Annotated in this window: 18 protein-coding genes and 2 pseudogenes; 17 read left to right on the forward strand and 3 right to left on the reverse strand. The window is 40.8% G+C overall.

Going from position 1 to position 21657, the window contains the following annotated elements; all coding sequences use genetic code 11:
* Positions 1 to 8: 8 nt before the first annotated feature.
* Both PRIP_RS17450 and PRIP_RS13560 read left to right on the forward strand, forming a co-directional pair.
* Positions 9 to 311: pseudogene (locus PRIP_RS17450) on the forward strand (hypothetical protein); the annotation flags it as partial.
* A 12-nt stretch (positions 312 to 323) separates the two neighbouring features.
* Positions 324 to 1190 (forward strand): aldose 1-epimerase family protein, encoded by an 867-nt coding sequence (locus tag PRIP_RS13560; RefSeq protein ID WP_036101745.1) that lies wholly within the window; start codon positions 324 to 326, stop codon positions 1188 to 1190.
* Between the two features lie 42 nt (positions 1191 to 1232).
* Here PRIP_RS13560 and plsY read toward each other — a convergent pair whose 3' ends face one another.
* Entirely contained in the window at positions 1233 to 1826 is a 594-nt protein-coding gene (gene plsY / locus PRIP_RS13565; protein ID WP_036101703.1) for a glycerol-3-phosphate 1-O-acyltransferase PlsY, read from the reverse strand.
* Between the two features lie 189 nt (positions 1827 to 2015).
* On the opposite strand from plsY, the gene PRIP_RS13570 reads away from it, so the two are divergent.
* From PRIP_RS13570 to PRIP_RS13600, 7 genes and pseudogenes are all read left to right on the forward strand, one after another.
* Entirely contained in the window at positions 2016 to 3302 is a 1287-nt protein-coding gene (locus PRIP_RS13570) for a purine/pyrimidine permease (RefSeq protein ID WP_036101704.1), read from the forward strand.
* Positions 3303 to 3375: 73 nt separating this feature from the next.
* Positions 3376 to 3795 carry a CoA-binding protein gene (locus PRIP_RS13575; protein WP_036101706.1) on the forward strand — a complete coding sequence of 140 codons (420 nt, stop codon included), beginning with the start codon at positions 3376 to 3378 and terminating at the stop codon, positions 3793 to 3795.
* Positions 3796 to 3999: 204 nt separating this feature from the next.
* A complete protein-coding gene (gene parE, locus PRIP_RS13580) occupies positions 4000 to 5967 on the forward strand; it encodes a DNA topoisomerase IV subunit B (protein ID WP_036101708.1) in 1968 nt (655 codons plus the stop codon).
* Positions 5964 to 8393, forward strand: a complete 2430-nt coding sequence (gene parC / locus PRIP_RS13585) for a DNA topoisomerase IV subunit A (RefSeq protein WP_036101710.1) — start codon at positions 5964 to 5966, stop codon at positions 8391 to 8393. The genes parE and parC overlap by 4 nt, the downstream gene beginning before the upstream one ends.
* 94 nt (positions 8394 to 8487) lie before the next feature.
* A pseudogene (locus PRIP_RS13590) lies at positions 8488 to 8956 on the forward strand (S-ribosylhomocysteine lyase).
* Positions 8957 to 9111: 155 nt separating this feature from the next.
* Positions 9112 to 9423 (forward strand): hypothetical protein, encoded by a 312-nt coding sequence (locus tag PRIP_RS13595; protein ID WP_036101712.1) that lies wholly within the window; start codon positions 9112 to 9114, stop codon positions 9421 to 9423.
* Positions 9424 to 9446: 23 nt separating this feature from the next.
* On the forward strand, positions 9447 to 10091 hold the full coding sequence (locus PRIP_RS13600; protein WP_036101715.1) for a hypothetical protein: 645 nt from the start codon (positions 9447 to 9449) through the stop codon (positions 10089 to 10091).
* 39 nt (positions 10092 to 10130) lie between these two features.
* Here PRIP_RS13600 and PRIP_RS13605 read toward each other — a convergent pair whose 3' ends face one another.
* Positions 10131 to 11972: an acyltransferase family protein gene (locus PRIP_RS13605; protein WP_036101717.1), complete on the reverse strand. Its 1842-nt coding sequence runs from the start codon at positions 11970 to 11972 to the stop codon at positions 10131 to 10133.
* 266 nt (positions 11973 to 12238) lie between these two features.
* On the opposite strand from PRIP_RS13605, the gene PRIP_RS13610 reads away from it, so the two are divergent.
* The 8 genes from PRIP_RS13610 (at position 12239) to glnA (ending at position 20801) form a co-directional block, all read left to right on the forward strand.
* Positions 12239 to 12967 carry a glycerophosphodiester phosphodiesterase gene (locus tag PRIP_RS13610; RefSeq protein ID WP_036101719.1) on the forward strand — a complete coding sequence of 243 codons (729 nt, stop codon included), beginning with the start codon at positions 12239 to 12241 and terminating at the stop codon, positions 12965 to 12967.
* A gap of 196 nt (positions 12968 to 13163) precedes the next feature.
* Positions 13164 to 14834 carry a glycerol-3-phosphate dehydrogenase/oxidase gene (locus tag PRIP_RS13615; RefSeq protein ID WP_036101721.1) on the forward strand — a complete coding sequence of 557 codons (1671 nt, stop codon included), beginning with the start codon at positions 13164 to 13166 and terminating at the stop codon, positions 14832 to 14834.
* 83 nt (positions 14835 to 14917) lie between these two features.
* Complete coding sequence (miaA, locus tag PRIP_RS13620) at positions 14918 to 15844, forward strand: tRNA (adenosine(37)-N6)-dimethylallyltransferase MiaA (RefSeq protein WP_036101723.1); 927 nt, start codon at positions 14918 to 14920, stop codon at positions 15842 to 15844.
* 133 nt (positions 15845 to 15977) lie between these two features.
* Positions 15978 to 16211: an RNA chaperone Hfq gene (hfq, locus tag PRIP_RS13625; protein ID WP_036064844.1), complete on the forward strand. Its 234-nt coding sequence runs from the start codon at positions 15978 to 15980 to the stop codon at positions 16209 to 16211.
* 139 nt (positions 16212 to 16350) lie between these two features.
* Positions 16351 to 17565, forward strand: coding sequence for a GTPase HflX (gene hflX / locus PRIP_RS13630; protein WP_036101725.1), 1215 nt, complete (start codon positions 16351 to 16353; stop codon positions 17563 to 17565).
* Positions 17562 to 18839 (forward strand): methionine gamma-lyase family protein, encoded by a 1278-nt coding sequence (locus PRIP_RS13635; protein ID WP_149023835.1) that lies wholly within the window; start codon positions 17562 to 17564, stop codon positions 18837 to 18839. The genes hflX and PRIP_RS13635 overlap by 4 nt, the downstream gene beginning before the upstream one ends.
* Before the next feature lie 196 nt (positions 18840 to 19035).
* On the forward strand, positions 19036 to 19404 hold the full coding sequence (locus PRIP_RS13640; protein ID WP_036085503.1) for a MerR family transcriptional regulator: 369 nt from the start codon (positions 19036 to 19038) through the stop codon (positions 19402 to 19404).
* A 59-nt stretch (positions 19405 to 19463) separates the two neighbouring features.
* Positions 19464 to 20801 carry a type I glutamate--ammonia ligase gene (gene glnA / locus PRIP_RS13645; RefSeq protein ID WP_036101727.1) on the forward strand — a complete coding sequence of 446 codons (1338 nt, stop codon included), beginning with the start codon at positions 19464 to 19466 and terminating at the stop codon, positions 20799 to 20801.
* Between the two features lie 95 nt (positions 20802 to 20896).
* On the opposite strand, the gene PRIP_RS13650 is transcribed toward glnA, so the two are convergent.
* On the reverse strand, positions 20897 to 21436 hold the full coding sequence (locus PRIP_RS13650; RefSeq protein ID WP_159101552.1) for a DUF4352 domain-containing protein: 540 nt from the start codon (positions 21434 to 21436) through the stop codon (positions 20897 to 20899).
* Positions 21437 to 21657 lie beyond the last annotated feature (221 nt).

The following is a 21657-nucleotide window of genomic DNA, read 5'->3' on the forward strand; positions in this document are numbered from 1 at the left end:
GTGAGAGAATGGCTTTTGGTGTCAAACGAGCAGAATTAGAAGCGTGGAAAAAACGAGCGGACAGTGGCGAAATCGCTTTTTTGACGCATTACTGGTTAGATGAACGCTTTCCAGATTCAAAAACGGTGACAAAGGCGGCTAGCGCGGATATCGAGAAGTTAAAGGCATGGGGCGCGTCGTACGGTTTTAAGCCAGAGTGGATTGATAGCCGTCACACGGGTTATCCTCACTATGATTTGTTTGGAGAAATACAACGAACCGTATTAAAACAAGAAGGCATATGGGATCAAATAGAGCGATTTCATTTGGATGGTGACGAGACGATGTTAAAATTAGAAAATGATGCATTATTAGTAGAATTAAAAGAAGATGGCGCGGAGTTAACGCGTATTTTCGATAAGAACTCGCAAAAAGAGTTTTTATGGCATGGCGATGGTGAATATTGGGCAAGACGTGCACCGGTCTTATTTCCAACGGTTGGCCGATTAGTGGAGGATACGTATTTCGTAGATGGCGCGGCTTTTCATTTAGGACAGCATGGATTTGCACGAGATCGTGTTTTTCAAGTGGTGAAACAAAGTGGTGAGGCGATTACATTACGACTAGAATATGATGAAGAATCCTTAGCGATTTACCCGTTCCGTTTTGCATTAGAAATTGCGTACAGATTAGATGGTGGCACGATTCATGTAGGGTATCATGTCGAGAATTTAGACGACAAGACGATGTACTTCTCTATCGGCGCGCATCCAGCGTTTAATGTGCCATTTGTTGCTGGTGAAACGTTTGAAGACTATTACCTTGATTTTGGCGCGGAGGAGCAACTTGATTCGTTAACGCTTGCTGGTGCTTATTTATCTGGCGAGAAGAAGGAAATCGGAAAAACGAAGAAATTACCACTAAATTACGAGCTATTCGGAAATGATGCGCTCATTTTTGAAGGACTTACAAAAAATGAAGTGACGATTCGTTCTCGCAAAAATCGTCATTTTGTTAAAGTAGTGTTTCCAGATTTCAAATTTGTCGGTTTATGGACGCCAAAACCTGGCACGCCGTTCCTATGTATTGAACCGTGGTTTGGTATTGCTGATACGCAAGGCTCGTCTGTTGAACTAAAAGATAAACAGGCGATTGAAACGCTTGATATTGGTGCTACGTTTAATAGCGAATACACAATTACTATCGGCTAAACGAAAGAAAAGACTTGGCACTCATATGGGCGCCAAGCCTTTTTACATCCATGATATTTTAGGCTCTTCGCCTTTTTTGATGCGTTTAATGTTTGGGATATGGCGATAAATAATAAATGCTGCGATGGCTGCTATGATGCCGACCAATATCCAATCAAACGAGAAAATCGAAATAATCAATGCGCTGGTAGCTGCTATCATCGAGCTTAGCGACACGAATTTGCTTAACTTGAGTGAAATGACAAAAATCAGGAGCGCGGCTACAAATAACCACGGAGCGTATGCTAGAATCACACCAGCCGAAGTGGCCACGGCTTTTCCACCTTTAAAACGAGCAAATATCGGAAAACTATGACCAATAATCGCAAAGACTCCAGTTAGCAACCAAAAATGATGGCTGATATCGAGTTGGAAGAAAAACGGCAAGAGCGTTGCAACTGTTCCTTTCAAAATATCCATCACAGTGACAACAATACCAGGCTTGACACCAAGAACACGGAATGAATTCGTCGCGCCTAAGTTTCCACTGCCAAAATCACGAATATCTTTCTTATAAAAAATCTTTCCAATCCATAACCCTGAAGGAATGGAACCGAGAATGTAAGCTATAACGCAAAGTAAAATAATCATTTCCATGTGTACGAAACCCCTTTAAATTCGAACTATGTATCTTCGCAATTATAACACAAAAAGAGATGAGATAATACTACGCTTCGCCGAATTTTATAGACTTTTTTACAAATATGGCGTAAAATAAATGGTTGTAAAGTTTTTTGCCATTGCAGGAAATATCAGAAAATAACACAAAAGAAAAGAGGTTTTCAGATGAGAGTAGGTATTGCTGGTTTGCAATGGATGATTTTCATGATTGCGGCTGCGATTGTGGCGCCGATTGCGATTGCCGATTTATACCAGTTAAGTGCTGCTGATACGGCAGGCTTTATGCAGCGCACAATTTTTGTTTTAGGTATTGCGGGGCTATTGCAAGGATTGCTTGGACACCGGTTGCCCATTCATGAAGGACCCGCAGGTTTGTGGTGGAGCGTTTTTACTATTTACGCAGGATTTATTGGTGTGCTTTATACATCGAATATTGAGGCGTTACAGGCATTGTCTGGCGGCTTGCTTGTCAGTGGTGTATTTTTCATTATTTTAGCTGTCAGCGGCTTTATCGGCGTTCTCGCTAAATTATTCACGCCAACTGTCACCTTTGTGTACTTGATGTTACTCGTTTTACAACTTAGCGGCTCCTTTATGAAGGGGATGTTCGGAATCTCTGCGAATCATGCAAAAATGGACCCTTGGATGGCATTGCTGAGCGCGATTGTCATTATTGCCACATTCGCCTTTGGTCGCTCCAAAATAATGTGGTTACGTCAATATTCGGTTATTTTTAGTTTGATACTAGGCTGGGGCTTGTTTTTAGTTGCTGGAAAAGCACCGCATGTTAGCGAGGCGCATTCGTGGTTTGATATGCCGAAATTATTCGCCTTTGGTCCACCAACATTTGATTCAGGTGTGATTACAACCGCGATTTTCATTACGCTACTTCTGATTACGAATTTAGTCGCATCTGTTCGGTTGATGGAAACGATTGTGGCGGGAAATAAACCGAGTGATCCAAACAGGTATAAACGCGGCGGACTTATCTCTGGTGTAAACCAACTACTTGGTGGCGGATTTTCAGCGATTGGTTCGGTACCGATTTCTGGTGCGGCGGGCTTTGTTTCGCAAACGGGACAAAAATCGATTAAACCGTTCTTGATTGGCTGTATGCTGGTCATTGGCATAACGCTTTTTCCTCCGATTATGAACGTCATGAGCGCGTTGCCAGCTCCTGTAGGCTATGCGGTAACTTTCGTACTTTTCTCGAATATGGTCGTTATGGCTTTAAAAGAATTAAAAAACATTACGAGCGGAGAAGACAATGCGTATCTTGTTATCGGTATTTCATTGATGGTAGGTGTTGGCGTGATGTTCTTATCTCCAACGGCAACACAAGGTTTGCCAGCTGCAGTCGTTGCGGTATTAAATAACGGACTTATCGTCGGCAGTGTTTTTGCGATTATTTTAGAACAGTTTTTCTTGTTTCGAGAAAAAGTGGCGAAATAAGTGAAACGTGAAGTTATAGCTTGCTATTTTCTAAACTTATCCGCTATGATAGGCGTAATAGGAGGGGATTTCGATGGCGATATTGAATCCTGAAAGAGCGGAGATTCATCAGATTTTGAACAAAGCAAAACGGATTGCAGTTGTTGGGCTCAGTGATAATCCAGAACGGACGTCCTATCAAATATCGGAACGTATGCAACAAGAAGGTTATACGATTATTCCGGTGAATCCTAAGGTAGACGAAGTGCTAGGTGAGAAAGCAGTGGCAAGCCTTGCGGATATTGAAGGACATGTTGATATTGTGGACGTTTTTCGGAGGTCGGAATTTTTGCCGGCGCTTGCAGAAGAATTTGACGCTATAGATGCAGATGTCTTTTGGGCACAGTCTGGAATTTCGGATGAAACGGCGTATGATTTTTTGAAAGAAAGAGGGCATACGGTCATTATGGATCGCTGTATTATGGTGGAGTATTTGCTTTCTGGTAAGGGATAGTGGTAGACTAGATAAATAGTTGCGAGTAGAAGCCTCTTGTTGATAGAGGCTTTTGACTTGTCTAAAATTTTTTGTTGATGGGGCTTTATTATTTTGTTGGATAGTGCTATTCTGATAAGGTAGTGGCTAAGCACATGTGTTTGGTTAGCTTGTAGATATGGGTAAACAGCTAGATAAAGCATAAAACGGAAGGAGAAAAAAAGGATGAGTCGTTCAAAAAATGAATATAATGATGATTCGATTCAGGTACTCGAGGGGCTTGAAGCTGTTCGTAAACGTCCTGCGATGTACATCGGTTCAACGGATGCGCGCGGATTGCATCATTTAGTATATGAAATCGTGGATAATTCTGTAGATGAGGCGTTAGCTGGCTACGGAAAGAAAATTAAAGTAGTATTGCATACCGATGAAAGTGTCAGTGTATCGGATGAAGGTCGTGGAATGCCGGTCGGTATGCATAAAACAGGAAAACCGACTGTTGAAGTTATTCTAACGGTATTACATGCTGGCGGTAAGTTCGGTCAAGGCGGTTATAAAACAAGTGGAGGCTTGCACGGTGTAGGTTCTTCGGTTGTTAATGCGCTTTCTGAATGGTTAAAAGTGACGATTCACCGAGATGGTTTTACATACGAGATGGATTTTGCAAATGGTGGTAAACCAGTTGGTACGTTGCGCAAGCTTGGTAAAACTAACAAAAGAGGAACGACGATTCGTTTTAAACCTGATAAAACGATTTTTTCTATGACGTCTTATAATTATGAGACTTTATCGGAACGACTACGCGAATCAGCATTTTTGTTAAAAGGCATGGATATTGAGCTGGTAGACGAGCGTATCGGGATGGAAGAGAAGTTTCATTTTGAAGACGGCGTGAAGAACTTTGTGGAATATATTAACGAGGGCAAGGACGTTTTGCATCCTGTTGTTTCATTTGAAGGTGAAAATAATACGATTGAAATAGAGATGGCTTTCCAATTTAATGATGCCTACGCAGAAAATATTTTGAGCTTTGTTAATAATGTTCGAACGAAGGGCGCTGGCTCGCACGAAGCTGGGATGAAGGCGGCGATGACACGGGTATTCAATGAGTATGCGCGTCGAGTTGGTGTTTTAAAAGAGAAGGATAAGAACCTAGAAGGCAGCGATATTCGTGAAGGGTTAGCAGCGGTTTTGTCGATTCGAATTCCGGAAAACTTGTTACAATTTGAAGGACAAACGAAGGAAAAACTTGGGACGCAAGAAGCTCGTCCAGCGGTTGATGCGGTCGTAGCGGAACATCTTGGTTATTTTCTAGCGGAAAATCCAGAAGCTGGGGCGTTGTTGCTCAAAAAAGCGGTGAAGGCACGCGAAGCACGTGAGGCGGCTAGAAAAGCGCGTGAGGAAACGCGAAACGGAAAGAAACGCAAACGTTCTGAAACATCGCTTTCCGGTAAATTAACGCCAGCACAATCGCGCAACCCGCAAAAAAATGAATTGTATCTTGTCGAAGGTGACTCTGCTGGCGGTTCGGCGAAACAAGGTCGTGATCGCCGTTTTCAAGCGATTTTACCTTTGCGTGGCAAGGTTATTAATACGGAAAAAGCGAAATTGCAAGATATTATGAAGAATGAAGAGATTAGTACGATTATTCATACGGTCGGCGCTGGTGTTGGCGCTGAGTTTGAAGTGGATGATTGTAATTATGATAAAGTCGTCATTATGACCGATGCCGATACAGATGGAGCGCATATTCAAGTGTTGCTACTTACGTTCTTTTATCGTTATATGCGACCGCTTGTGGAAGCTGGAAAAGTATACATCGCTTTGCCGCCGCTTTATAAAGTAAGTAAAGGTGCTGGTAAAAAAGAAGTGATGGCCTATGCTTGGACGGATGACGAGTTGGACGCTGCCATCAAGAAAATTGGTAAAGGCTATATCATTCAGCGTTACAAAGGACTTGGTGAAATGAATGCTGACCAGCTATGGGACACAACGATGAATCCAGAGTCGCGAACGCTGATACGTGTACGGATTGATGATCTCGCGCGCGCTGAGCGTCGTGTGGCGACATTGATGGGTGACAAAGTAGAGCCAAGACGTGACTGGATTGAGAAAAATGTCGAGTTTACATTGGAAGAAGACCAAAGCATTTTAGAAAATGAAAACATGATTATTGAGGAGGCAGGCGAATGAGTTCTCCAGATGAAAAAATTCAAGATTTAGCATTAGAAGAAGTGCTGGGCGATCGATTTGGCCGCTACAGTAAATATATTATTCAAGAACGGGCATTGCCAGACGCGCGTGATGGTTTGAAACCAGTACAGCGACGGATTTTATTTGCGATGCATGTGGAAGGCAATACGGCAGAAAAAGGTTTCCGCAAGTCGGCGAAAACGGTCGGTAATGTGATTGGTAACTACCATCCGCACGGAGATTCTTCAGTGTATGAAGCGATGGTACGGATGAGTCAAGATTGGAAAGTCCGCAATACGCTAATTGAAATGCATGGAAATAACGGGAGTGTGGACGGTGATCCGCCTGCTGCAATGCGTTATACGGAAGCGCGGATCTCGAAAATTTCGGCGGAACTATTACGCGATTTGGACAAGGAGACGGTCGACTTTGTTCCGAACTTTGATGATACGGCGAGTGAGCCGACGGTATTGCCGAGTCGTTTTCCCAACTTGTTAGTGAATGGTTCCACGGGGATTTCGGCAGGTTATGCGACTGATATTCCACCACATAATTTGACGGAAGTTATTGATGGCGTGTTGAAGCGACTGGACAATCCGAACTGTTCCACGAGCGACATTATGAAATATATTAAAGGTCCAGATTTTCCAACGGGCGGTATTATTCAAGGTATCGATGGGATTCAAAAAGCATACGAAACTGGAAAAGGACGCGTTGTTGTTCGTTCCAAGACGACAATTGAAGATATGCGCGGAGGACGCCAACAAATCGTTATTACAGAAATTCCATATGAAATCAATAAAGCAACACTTGTGAAACGAATGGATGACTTGCGAATCGATAAAAAAATCGAAGGCATTTCTGAAGTGCGTGACGAGACAGACCGTTCTGGATTACGTATTGTTATCGAACTTAAAAAAGATGCGAATGCTGACGGCGTACTGAACTACCTTTTCAAAAATACCGATTTGCAAATTTCCTATAATTTTAATATGGTGGCGATTTTTAATAAACGTCCGCAGTTGATGGGTGTTATTTCGATGTTGGATGCCTACATTGCGCATCAAAAAGAGATTATTACGAGACGTTCAGAATATGATATTAGACGTGCCAAGTCTCGCCAACACATTATTGACGGCTTGATGAAAGCTTTGTCTATTCTGGATGAAGTCATTCGTATTATTCGTGGTTCTAAAGATAAACGAGATGCGAAGTTAAATTTACAAACGAATTATGATTTCAGCGAAAAGCAAGCAGAGGCTATTGTTTCTTTACAATTGTATCGCTTAACAAATACCGATATTACGCAACTACAACAAGAAGCAGAAGAATTGGCGAAATTAATCGCTGAACTAGAAGCTATTTTAGGTGATGAAGCGAACCTTGTTCAATGTTTGAAAGAAGAACTGCAAGGTATTAAGAAAGCTTACAAAACACCGCGTTTGACAAGCATTGAAAATGAAATTACAGAAATCAAAATCGATACAGAAGTGCTTGTAGCCAGCGAAGAAGTCGTTGTTTCTGTAACGAAAGAAGGCTATGTGAAACGTACAGGTATGCGTTCTTATGCGGCTTCTAACGGGGAAGATTTGTCGATGAAAGAAACCGATCATGCGATTTTTGTGCAGTCGATGAATACAATGGATGCATTACTTTTATTTACAAGTAAGGGGAATTATATTTATCGTCCAGTGCATGAGTTGCCAGACATTAAGTGGAAGAGCTTAGGCGAGCACATTAGCCACCTTGTCACAGATGCTTCTGGAGACGAAGATGTCATTGCTGCAATCCCAATGAAGACATTCAGTGAAACCGATAACTTCCTCTTCACAACAAAAAATGGCATGATAAAAGCGTCCGCGGTACTGAATTATCAGCCACAACGTTACTCGAAAACATTGATGGCAATGAACTTAAAAGGAGATGATAGGCTTCTTTCTGTGTCTGTCATTAATGGTACAGAAGATGTCTTCTTAGCAAGTCATAATGGCTATGGATTACGTTATGCAGTTAGCGAAGTACCTGTTTCGGGCGCCCGTACAGCTGGTGTGAAGGCAATGAACCTTAAAGCAGGAGATTTTGTAGCAGGAGTTGCGGTTATCGCATCAGACGAGAAAAAAGATCTTGTCCTAATCACACAACGCGGTTCAGCAAAAAGAATGAAATTATCCGAATTCGAACCAATTTCGCGTGCTAAGCGCGGCTTACTCATGTTACGCGAACTAAAAAATAGCCCGCATCGCTTTATTAGTTTAGATTTAGCAGATAATAGCGATATCATTCATATTGCTACAAACAAAGACGTAGTTGTAGACTTAAATGTTGCGAACTTGCGCGTGACTGATCGTTATTCCAACGGCTCATTTGTAATGGATGAGCAATTAGAAGGCGTTCCGGTAGAAACATGGTTATCGCTAGCCCCATAGCCGAAAGTACGGTAGAATAATAACAAGTAACGATTCCTAATATAGAAGTCCGTCCTAGGAATCGTTCTTTTAAAAAGAAGGGATTGTTTGTACTATGTCTGAAAAAATGAACGTAGAAAGTTTCAATTTAGATCATACAAAAGTAAAGGCCCCGTATGTTCGGCTGGCTGGTCAAAAAAAAGGGACACATGGTGACGAAATTTATAAATACGATGTGCGCTTTATGCAACCTAATAAAGAACATATGGAAATGCCCGCTTTGCATTCATTAGAGCATTTGATGGCTGAGTTATCGCGTAACCATTCGGATAAGATTGTTGATATCAGCCCAATGGGATGCCAAACTGGTTTTTATATGTCGCTGATTAACCATACGGATTATGATGATGTGCTAATTATTTTGGAAAAAACACTGCTTGATGTGTTGGAAGCTACAGAAGTTCCTGCATGTAACGAAGTACAATGTGGTTGGGCGGCAAGTCATAGTTTAGAAGGTGCACAAGAATTGGCACGCAATTTTCTAGCCAAAAAAACAAGAATGGCCACAAGTTTTCGGGGAATAGTTTGTAAAAACATTTACAGTTTAGCAGGAATGTGTTAGATTGTATATATATACACAACGATGAAGGTCACTGAAGCTGTGGCCTTCTTTTCCTTTTTATGGTGAAAGCGGAAACACCTATAGTAGACAAGAAGTTTATGGAAAGGTGGGAATGAGATGAACAACCTGTCGTTTATGCATCAAAATGAAATGGATTTTAAGTTGAAGCGTTTTAATGAGGCTATAAATAAGCTGCAAGGAATCCAAAAAAAGAAGATAAATAAAAACTTAGAAATTCAGCAAACTGCTAAGTACAGCGTTATTGAATCATTTGAAATAGTTTGCGAGAAAGAAATAAAGCAACAAGAAATTATTGATTATGGATTGCGCCACTACTTAAAAGGACGTATACATGTAGAAAAAGAATTATGGATTGTCGCCTCTATCAAAAACCTCATGGATTATGGCTATTTGAAAGTGGAGGAATAGTTTTTAGGAGAGGAATTTGGTTTATGGAATTAGAGCGTATTTGTCGATTATTGCAGCAACGTGGGGAGCAAATTATTGTCACTAAAAATGGAGTTGAGACTTACCACGAAAGCGATGAAGACTATTATCGACTAGAGCGTGAGCGATTATCTAAAAGTGAACAATGGCATTATTTTTACATTCGCAGCAGACAGGCAAAATTATTGGAAAGAGAGCATTTAGCAACATTTTCTGACGAATGCGAGGGAGCTCGGACTTTTTATCTATGGACAATGCGTAGTCATTATAGGCAAAAATATGTGCATAAAATCAGAGCGTATTTGCGTGATACGGACTATGATATGAGCCCAGATGTTGCAACAGTGGAACGAGCACTAGGTCTTTTTTTGCGATTGCACATACCAAAACATTTGTATAGTTTTGAAAATGAGCAGAAGCCAGATTCCATTAATTTGGAGACGGATTGGGATTCGGGGCGAAGTTTTTATATTGATTTAAAAGGCAAAAGACATAGAGAAACGTTAGTTCGCCCGAAAAGTATTGCGATTAGTATCGCTTTTGATCGTGTGTTGATGTTGTATTTATTTTACCAAGAACAAGATGCGCTGTTTCAATCTAAGGAAATTCGAACGCTTTTCAACGAACAGGAGCGACTAGTTTTTTTATAACTAAAAAGGAGTTTGGCGAAATTGCCAAACTCCTTTTCTTTATTTGTTTGCCATTTTATGAGTTAGTAAATTGACATATGCCGCTACTCCTTTTTTCGTTAAATGGACGCCGTCGCGACCAAAATATTCTGGATGGTCGACGGCAAGGCTATACCAATCTACACGTGTCACATTGTCGTATTCCGAATCAATTTTCTTGATGGACTCATTAACTTCTGATTCCCATTGACGAGGAACACGTGTGTTTACGAGATAGATGCTTGCTTTATCAAACATTTGAACAAGTTCTTCCATTTTCTTTAATGCGAACGGGCCGTTTGTTCCGAGTTCGATAATTACTGCGTTGCCATTTGCGTTGTAGCTTTCGTATTGGGTTGCCGTATTTAGCGCATCAACCATTTGACGTCCAACGAGTCCATCAATCGCGATGTTTGGAACAGCTTTTTCTAGGACAGGTTGGATATCAATCATAAGTGAATCACCGATAGCAACGGTTTTGACATATTTAATTTGATCTGGTGGTGTAGCTGCGACTTCTTTTTTAGGTGGTGGTGCCGTAGCTTTTTTCTTTACTGTCTCTTGTGTTGTGCTATTCTTTGGTGTTTCAGTTTTCGTGACTGTTTTGACACTTGTTTTTTGTGTGCCTTCTGCATTTGATTTAACCGGAATTAAGTTGCTCATACCTAATGCGAAAAATCCTAAAATAATAACAAGGCTTGCGGTTAGTGCCCATTTCCCGACAGGATAACCTCGCCAATGTAATAGATTTTGGAAACGAAAAGATTTGATATAAGCGATAAATCCATTTGTTCGAATCGGTGTCTCCACAAATCGATAAGACAACTCGGCGATAATTAATGTTGCAGCTACTTGTAAGGCTGCACGTATCAAGTTTGGTGTGCCGACTTCTGTAACTGGTGTTGTCAACGTAATAATTGGATAGTGCCATAAATAAATGCCGTATGATCGCATGCCAATCCAGCGTAATGGTTTAAAACTAAACAATTTACTTAGATAAGAAGCAGGATGGGCAATCGTTGCAATCATCACAATCGCATTAATTGCTATTAAGAACATACCACCACGGTATAAGAAGGAATCATATTCATTCAAATTAACAACGCAAAACAAGAAAATCAAGATACTTACAGTTCCAGCAATATTTACTGTTAATTTGCCTTTTCGCGGAATGTTCGGCGAAAGTCTTGTAAACGGCCAGACAAAAGCTAGTGCTCCACCGAGTAGCAAACCAAAGGCTCGTGTATCGGTGCCGTAATATACACGACTAGGATCGCCATCTGGAGAGTAAAGAATTGCCATCCATACTGCTGAAAGGATAGCTGCAATAATAATGATTCGCAAAATCACTTTTGGTTTTTTGATAAATTTCAAGGCACCAAATAAAAATAAGGGCCAGATTAGATAAAATTGTTCCTCAATCGCTAGCGACCATAAATTTTTCAATGGTGAGGCCATCCCGAATGAGTCGAAATAAGAGACATTATGGAATATAAACCACCAATTGCTCACGTAAAGAAACGAAGCTGTGGCATCCCCACGTAAAGTTGCGAGTAACGGTCGATTAAAAATAACTGCAAAAACGACTACAACTACAATCATCAAGTAAACTGCGGGAATCAACCGTCTAAAACGCCCAATCCAAAATCTCTTTAAATCAATCCGTTCGTTATTTTCCCATTCTGTTAATAAAATATTCGTAATTAAATAACCTGATAAAACAAAAAAGATGTCAACTCCTAGGAAACCACCAGAAGCCCACCCAAAACTTAGGTGGTACGCGATAACGGCAATAACTGCCAATGCTCGAAGTCCGTCTATGCTCGGTACGTATTTTCTTTTATGTCGAGCGGATCTCTCCATGCAATCTCTCCTAACTGCAAATCTATATGGAAAGAATGTTTCCCATCGCTTGCTAAAATCCGTAGTGGGTAAAATGATATCACTAGCTTCCGAATTATATTTTCGTCAACCAATGTGTCCAACTACATACCCTATAATAACACATCCACGCTCGACTGTAATTCGATAGGGGGCAAAATAATCGGTTTTTTTAAAAAATTTGAGACAATGGTCATATCTATGTATAATAAAGAATGAAATATGACGTATATGACGAGGTGAAGAAGATGACAGAAATATTTGCTCATCGAGGCAGTAAAGGGACACATCCAGAAAATACAATACCCGCTTTTTTAGAAGCAGTAAGGGTCGGCGCTGATGGCATTGAATTAGACGTACAATTATCTAAGGATGGTGTCCCGGTAGTTATTCATGATGATACTGTCAATCGTACAACCAATGGCTCAGGCCTGGTACGTGAACTAACGCTAAAAGAACTAAAAAAATTAGACGCGCATCAAGGTTATCGTAAACATCTTGCGGCTTTATTTAAGAAAACAAAGATTCCAACCTTACAAGAAGCTCTCCAAACACTAAATAAATACCCGTTAATTTTAAATATTGAATTAAAGACTGATGTTTACGATTATCCCGGTATCGAAGCGAAAGTATTAGAGCAGTGCAAAAAAAATGTGGGGAGCCTTAGCTTTTTATTTTGCTCATTCAACATAGAAACGCTTAGAAGGCTACGCGAATTAGATTCGGAGATTAAACTTTCAGCAATTACAGGCCTTGAATTTGAAGAGGCATTGGAGCAAAAAGAGGGGCTACGATTAGACAGTATCAACCCTCCGTATAAGATTCGTAATAATGGTGCCTTTGTAGGTGTTCCAACAAGGTGCTGGACGGCAAATCAGGACAGACAAATCGAAACGCTTTTTAGTGAAAACGTGCTTGGCTTTATGACGGATTTTCCGGAGAAGGCAGTGAAACTTCGAAAAAAAAGAAACAAATAGCTTTACTTTTGTTAAAGCGGTGTACTATAATTGGTTACAAGTTAATAATACTTATTGTCTGAGATACGGAGAGACTGCAAATAGCGAGCGCAATCGCTTATTTTGTAGTCTCTCCTTTTTTGTGTTCGGTTTCATTTTGGATCGAAAGTGGAAAACAGATAATAAATAGGCTTAAACATTGAAGGGGGAAACGAGAATGGTGCAATTATTTTCAGCTTTTGACAGAGAGACAATTCAAACGAAGATGGCGGAGGAGACATTTGATTTAGTCATCGTTGGTGGAGGAATCACAGGTGCAGGTATCGCATTAGACGCGGTGTCACGCGGCATGAGTGTGGCGCTTATTGAAATGCAAGATTTTGCAGCAGGAACTTCAAGTCGTTCCACAAAATTAGTGCACGGAGGCTTGCGTTACTTGCAACAATTTGAAATTAAAGAAGTGGCAGATTTGGGAAAAGAGCGTGCTATCGTTTATGAAAATGGCCCGCACGTAACAACGCCAGAATGGATGATGCTACCGTTCCACAAAGGCGGCAATATGGGTAAATTAAGCGCTTCATTCGGAATACGTCTTTATGATTACTTAGCAGGCGTGAAAAAAGACGAACGTCGCCAAATTTTATCTGCAAAAGAAACATTAGCTAAAAATCCGTTTGTTAAGAAAGATGGCTTGAAGGGATCAGGTTATTACGTGGAATACCGTACAGATGACGCCCGCCTTACAATTGAAGTGATGAAAAAAGCCGTCGAATTAGGAGCGAAAGTTATCAATTACACTAAAGCAGAGAATTTTCTTTATGATAACAAAAAACATGTGACTGGTGTTGTAGCGCGTAATCTGATTACGGGTAAAGTTTTCGATATTACAGGTAGCCGTGTGATTAATGCTGCGGGGCCTTGGGTTGACCGAGTTCGAAAAATGGATTATACGACTAACAATAAACATCTTCGCTTAACGAAAGGGATTCACCTTGTCATTGATAAATCGAAATTCCCGATGGAACAGGCTGTTTATTTTGATACACCAGATGGTCGCATGGTATTTGCAATTCCGCGAGAGAAGAAAGTGTATGTCGGAACAACGGATACAGTGTATGATGAAATGGTGATTAATCCAAAAGCAAATGAAGAAGACCACCAATACGTAATTAAAGCCATCAATTATATGTTCCCAGATGTGCATATCAGCGAAAATGACATCGAATCAAGCTGGGCTGGCGTGCGTCCGCTCATTTATGAAGAAGGAAAAGATCCATCTGAAATTTCTCGTAAAGATGAGGTCTGGTTCTCTGAAAGTGGTTTAATAACAATGGCCGGTGGAAAACTAACTGGCTATCGTAAAATGGCAGAGAAACTACTCGATGAGGTATCCAAATCGCTCGCAAAAGAAACAGGCAAGAAGTTTAAAACGGTACAAACGCATCATTTACCAATCTCGGGTGGCGATGTCGGTGGTTCTGCTAATATCGATGCTTTCATTGAGAAGAAAGCGAAAGAAGGCAATAATCGCTTTGGCTGGACGTTAGCAGAAGGGCGTGAACTAGCGAAACGCTACGGTTCTAATATTGATCTTGTCTTCACCTATGCGCAAGAACATAAAGAAAAAGGTACCTCCGAGTTACCAAATAGTTTATATGCGCAATTACGTTACGCGATTTATCACGAATCTGTTGTACATCCAATTGACTTTTTGCTACGTCGCACGGGTTACTTACTGTTCGATATGCCATATTTGCTAGAATGGAAAGAAGCTGTTATCGCAGATATGGACGAGTTATTCCGGTGGGATGAAGAAACAAAAGCAAAACTTGTAACCGAATTACAAACACAAATTGCCGATGCTCGTGAACCAGCAGACTGGCATTAAAAAATAATAGGCATGATATCCTAACCTCCCTTTACAAATCTCTAATTTATGATACATTGGAGATATCGAAAGGGGAGGTTTTTTTGGATAAGATTCCAGTTATTGTTATCGTTGGTCCGACTGCGGTTGGGAAAACAGCGCTTAGCATTAACCTAGCCAAGCAGTTCCACGGTGAAATCATAAGCGGTGACTCGATGCAAGTGTATAAGGGACTTGATATTGGCACAGCTAAAATAACCCTTGAAGAAATGGCTGGTGTTCCGCATTATTTAATCGACATTACCGAACCAAGTGAACCATATGATGCATCCATTTTTAAAAAGGAAACACATCGCCTTATTCGCGACATTTGGCAATCTGGAAAAATTCCGTTTATCGTTGGAGGAACCGGTTTATACATCCAATCTGTACTCTATGACTATACATTCGCTGAGGTAGCGGGCGACGCGGCTTATCGTGAAGCTTTAGCAGAGAAATCTGGTGATAAATTATTAGACATGTTGCAAAAAGTGGACCCTGAAAGTGCGGAAAGACTGCATGCGAACAATCCCAGACGCATCATTCGTGCATTGGAGGTGTATCATTTTTCGGGTAAGAAGTTTTCGGAGTTGCAGAGCCAAGAAGAGCAGGCGAGCGAGTTTGCTCCGTTATTGATTGGGCTGACACGCGAACGGGAACTTTTGTATGCGCGGATTGATTTACGTGTCGATATCATGATGGAGCAAGGGCTGTTAGAGGAAGCAAAAGCTTTATACGACAGTGGTTTGCGCGATGTGCCAGCGGTGCGTGGCATCGGTTATAAAGAACTGTTTACATACTTTGATGGCAATATAACGTTGGAGGATGCGATTACTTTATTAAAACGAAATTCTAGGCGCTTTGCTAAACGGCAATTAACGTGGTTTCGAAATCGCATGGATGTGCGTTGGTTTGATGTCGATCAACCAGAAATGGAAAGCGTGATTACAAGCGAGATTAAACAGTTTTTAGCAAGGAAAAAAGGGTTTTAACTATAACCAAAAAGGGTATTTGAAACTAGCATAGAAAAAAGAATCTTTTTTTAGGGAGTGCGATTTGTAGTTCTGCCGCATTTCGTTTAAAATAAAGATAACTGATAAAGATAGAGAATAGGAGAGATTCAATATGAAACAAGGTGGGCAAGGGTTACAAGATCATTATTTAAATCAATTGCGGAAAGAGAAAATTTTGGCAACAGTGTTTTTAACAAATGGGTTCCAGTTGCGCGGACGTGTTATTAGCTTTGATAACTTTACTGTGCTACTCGATGTGGATGGTAAGCAACAACTAGTGTTTAAACATGCGATATCAACATTTTCGCCGCAAAAAAATGTGGCATTGAAATCAGATGATGAATAAGTAATCAGAATAACAAAATGATTACCCAGCCGAATGTTTGTGTGTGCTATGTTGCGCCATGAACATTCGGCTTTTCATGTGCTAGCTTTTATGCTACGATTAGGCATGAGGTCAAGAATAGAGGGGCGAACATCAAGCGATGGAAAGAGCGATTTTAGTTGGCTGTGAATTGCCAAAAGTAAGTGAGGAACATTTTTATTATTCGATGCTAGAACTGGGTAAGTTGGCGAAGACGGCGCGGGCAGACGTAGTCGGTGAAGTAACGCAAAAACGGGAACGAATACATCCGGCAACATTTCTCGGTTCGGGAAAATTGGTAGAGATTGCGGCATTTGTGGAAGAGATGGATGTCGATATCGTTTTATTTAATAGTGAATTGAGTGCGACGCAAGTTCGAAATATCGCGAAAGTAGTTGATGCGCGAATTTTGGATCGGACGCAGTTGATTTTAGATATTTTTGCGATGCGGGCCAAAACGCGAGAAGGGAAATTGCAAGTGGCTTTGGCGCAGTATCAGTATTTATTACCTCGACTTAGCGGACAGGGAATTTCTTTGTCACGGCTTGGTGGTGGGATTGGGACGCGTGGCCCTGGGGAAACGAAGCTTGAAATGGATAGGCGCCATATTAGGCAAAAGATGGTGGATATTAAGAAGCAGCTAGACGTTATTGTGAAACACCGAGAACGGATGACGGCAAGGCGAAATGATCAGGATATTTTCAGGTTCGGCTTGATTGGTTATACGAATGCTGGTAAATCGACGCTGTTCAATCGTTTAAGCGACGCGAAGACGCTGGAAGAAGATCAGTTGTTTGCGACACTTGATCCGACCACGCGAAAACTAGGATTTGCGCAAGGTTACACGGCACTTTTGACGGATACAGTTGGATTTATTCAGGATTTGCCAACGACGGTGGTGGCTGCGTTTCGCTCGACGCTAGAGGAAACTGCGAATGTTGATGTACTGTTGCATGTGGTAGATTGCTCGAATCCAGACTATGTACAGCATGAAAAAACGGTACTTGAACTTTTAGCAGAACTGGAGATGCAACATATTCCTATTTTGACGATCTATAATAAAGCGGACAAGCAGTTACCTTATTTTATTCCAACGCAGCCGAACTATGTCCAAATTAGTGCACTAGAGCCATCCTCCCAAGCCATTTTAAAAGAGCATATGTTATGGGAGATTAAACAAATTTGGCAACCGTACATTGTGACGATTCCGGTGAGTGATGGACATGCGTTATATCAATACAAACAAAAAACGGTCGTCATTGAAGAAACATTTGATGAGGAGACGGAAAATTATCAATTAAAAGGGTATCAAGCACGAAAGGAACCGAGGAAATGACAACATTTTTTAATCAAATACCTGAGCCGCTACAAGCATTAGCTAGTCAAGTGGAAAAACAGATTTTGCCATTGCAACAAGAAACCGAGCAGATAGCACTAGAAAACCAATGGAAAGTCATGCAAGCTTTTCAGAAAAACAGAGTTAGCGATTTTCATTTTACGCCTTCAACAGGTTATGGCTATGATGACGATGGCAGAGATACATTAGAGCGTGTATATGCGGATGTGTTCAAAGCGGAAGCTGCGTTAGTTCGGCCGCAAATTATTTCTGGGACACATGCGATTGCGACAGCTTTATTCGGCGTTTTGCGACCTGGAGATGATTTGTTATATGTGACAGGCGCGCCATATGACACGTTAGAAGAAATCGTTGGTGTTCGGGGTGCGGGCATAGGTTCATTGAAAGAATATCAGATTGGATATGACATGGTGCCGTTACTTGCAGACGGTGCAGTAGATTTAGAAACGGTACGGAGAAAGATAACGGCGAAAACAAAAATGATTGGTATTCAGCGTTCGCGAGGATACGCAGACCGGCCGTCGTTCACGATTGCGCAAATACAAGAAATGATTGCTCATGTTCGTCAAATAAAGTCGGATGTTATTGTCTTTGTAGATAATTGCTACGGCGAATTTGTCGAAATGACAGAACCAATTGAAGCTGGTGCAGATTTGATTGCGGGTTCTTTAATTAAAAATCCTGGTGGTGGGCTAGCGAAAACTGGAGGGTATATTGCGGGACACAGTGATTTAGTAGAACGTTGCGCATACCGTTTAACGACACCAGGAATCGGAGCGGAAGCAGGCGCATCTTTATATAGCTTATTAGAAATGTACCAAGGCTTTTTTCTAGCGCCACATGTCGTTTCACAAGCTATAAAAGGGGCGCGGTTCACAGCCGGAATGTTAGCGGCATGCGCAATCAAAACGGATCCAGTCTGGGATGCATCGCGAACGGATCTTATTCAAAGTGTATCTTTTCACGACCAAGAAAAAATGGTTGCTTTTGCCCAAGCGATTCAATCAGCGTCTCCAATCAATGCGCACGTAACTCCCGAAGGTGCTTATATGCCTGGCTATGAAAATGATGTCATTATGGCAGCAGGAACATTTATTCAAGGCGCTAGTTTAGAATTGACTGCTGATGGTCCAATTCGCGAGCCATACCAATTATATGTTCAAGGTGGTCTGACCTATGAACACGTAAAAATTGCTGTATTACAAGCAATGGCAAGCCTAATAGAACGTGGACTTTTACAATTACCGGTATGACATCTAGGTGTAAAAAAGTTTGAAAAAAACAGTAAATTTATTTTTGCTGTTTTTTTTTATTTGGTAGCAAAAGCACTGATATGAGAGGTTTTCTGGTTATGTTAGATTATCTAACATAAATTTGACAAAAGATATTACATACATTATAATGCAACTAACAAATGAAAAAATGCTGTTTTGTAAAGGGGGAAAAATCGTGAGTGAGAAGGAAATTAGAAGATCGATGCCTCTTTTCCCAATTGGCCCTGTGATGAAGTTAACGGATTTAACAGCTAGGCAAATTCGTTACTATGAGGATCAAGGATTAATACACCCAGCAAGAAATCAAGGGAATCATCGGTTATATTCGCTTCAAGACATCGATACATTACTTGAGATTAAAGATTATTTGAATGATGGTCTGAATATTGCAGGAATTAAGAAAATGTACCAAATGCAGCAGGATGAACAGAAAACACCACTCACGGATGAAGATGTGCGCAAGATCTTACGCAAAGAAATGCAACAAGCTGGTCGCTTTGTGAAACAAGATGCCTCTGGAAAGCAACAGTTGCCGAGGTTCTAACAGAAGATATTTACTTTTAAAAAGTTTATATAATATCAAAATATTAGGGGGATTTAATTATGACGACATCGTATACTAAAGAAGACATTTTTCGCTTCGCAGACGAACAAAATGTGAAATTCATCCGTTTGCAATTCACGGATATTCTAGGAATTATCAAGAACGTAGAAATTCCGATTAGCCAATTGACGAAAGCATTGGATAACAAAATGATGTTCGATGGTTCCTCCATCGAAGGCTTTGTTCGTATTGAAGAGTCCGATATGTACTTATTTCCAGACCTTGATACGTGGGTAGTTTTCCCATGGACAGCCGAAAAAGGCAAGGTTGCACGTCTAATTTGTGATATTCATAATCCAGATGGAACGCTTTTTGCAGGGGATCCGCGTGCTAACTTAAAACGTGTATTAGCCGAAATGCATGATTTAGGATTTACAGATTTTAACTTAGGACCTGAACCCGAATTCTTCCTTTTCAAACTAGATGAGAATCGCAAACCGACATTGGAATTGAACGATAGCGGCGGTTATTTCGACTTAGCACCAACGGATTTAGGTGAAAACTGTCGTCGTGATATTGTATTAGAACTTGAAGAAATGGGCTTTGAAATTGAAGCTAGCCACCATGAAGTAGCGCCAGGGCAACATGAAATTGACTTTAAATATGAGGATGCTGTTACTGCTTGTGACAATATCCAAACCTTTAAGCTAGTGGTAAAAACGATTGCGCGTAAACACGGATTACATGCGACATTCATGCCAAAACCATTGTTCGGCGTAAATGGTTCAGGTATGCACTTTAATATGTCCCTATTTAATGAAAATGGAAATGCGTTCTTCGATGAGAATGGTGAAGAGCAATTAAGCCAAACAGCCTATCATTTCTTAGCAGGTATGTTAAAGCATGCAAAAGGTTACACTGCTGTGACAAATCCGACAATCAATTCTTACAAACGTCTAGTTCCAGGCTATGAAGCACCTTGTTATATTGCTTGGTCTGGTAAAAACCGTAGCCCGCTCGTTCGTGTACCAAGTTCGCGTGGTTTAAGTACACGTTTAGAACTTCGTAGCGTCGACCCAGCAGCGAACCCGTACTTAGCGATGGCTGTATTGCTTCGCGCAGGTTTAGATGGTATTAAAAATAAGTTAACACCACCAAAACCAGTAGACCGTAATATTTACGGCATGAATGAAGAGGAACGTCATGCGCATGGTATTTATGACTTACCTGAAAGCTTAGCGATGGCATTAAGAGAGCTTGAATCAAATGATGTTATCGTTGACGGCTTAGGCGAACATATTTTAGAGCATTTCGTAGAAGCGAAAACAATTGAGTGTGATATGTTTAGGACGGCTGTCCACCAGTGGGAACGCGATCAATATTTAGAAATTTACTAAGCATATAGAAATTTTTAGGATTGAAAAAGGGAGATACAAACGCTAATATCAGCTGTTGCTGATACGAGTGTTTGTATCTCCCTTTTCGCGTGTTCTTACTTTACATTTCCACTCCACGAAACGTCCGACAGTACAATATGAAATGGTCCACTGCCATATACATCAAAGTAAACAGTCCGGGTGGCTTTTGAGCCAGGTTTTAAGGATAGTTGCCAATCTTCTTTATATATATATTCGCCATCAAAATTATCTTGATCATAAATTTGGAACTCATCCGCATAAAAGTTGACGTTTTGTGTTCCTCTATTTTCAAGTAGAATCGTTGCTTTTACATAGAAGCCGGACATTGGTGTTTGGAACTCGGAATCACCTGCCCATTTCTCCAGTTTTGAAACAGTAACCCAAGTGCCATCTTCAAATTCAGCGGCTTGGCCAACTTTGTATTGCATATAGTCATCTGCATAATATTCACCATCGCCCCAGTCATCTGTGTACTCATCTGAATCATCATAATAGGAGCTACTATCATCGCTACCGCCCGTGTCATCGTATGTTGAACCATCCATTAAGTCATCGTGCATCATCATCGAATTATTCTGATATTCCATCGGTGCTGCCAGAATTATGTTAGCCATGAAGCCACCAAAAAACATGAAACCAAGAACTAGCGAGCCTGCCATCATCAAGCGCCAAGCATTTTGCCCTTTCTAACAATAAACAAAACAACTCCGACAATTAAAGCTATCAAACAAAGAAATAGTAGAAAACCGAAGAAAATAAGTAATAATACAATCATGTCAAACGCTCCCTTTTTATGTCGATATGTTCATTGTACAATAGTTCTCGATTGAAATAA

This window comes from Paenilisteria riparia FSL S10-1204 (genome assembly GCF_000525995.1).
Taxonomy (GTDB): domain Bacteria; phylum Bacillota; class Bacilli; order Lactobacillales; family Listeriaceae; genus Listeria_A; species Listeria_A riparia.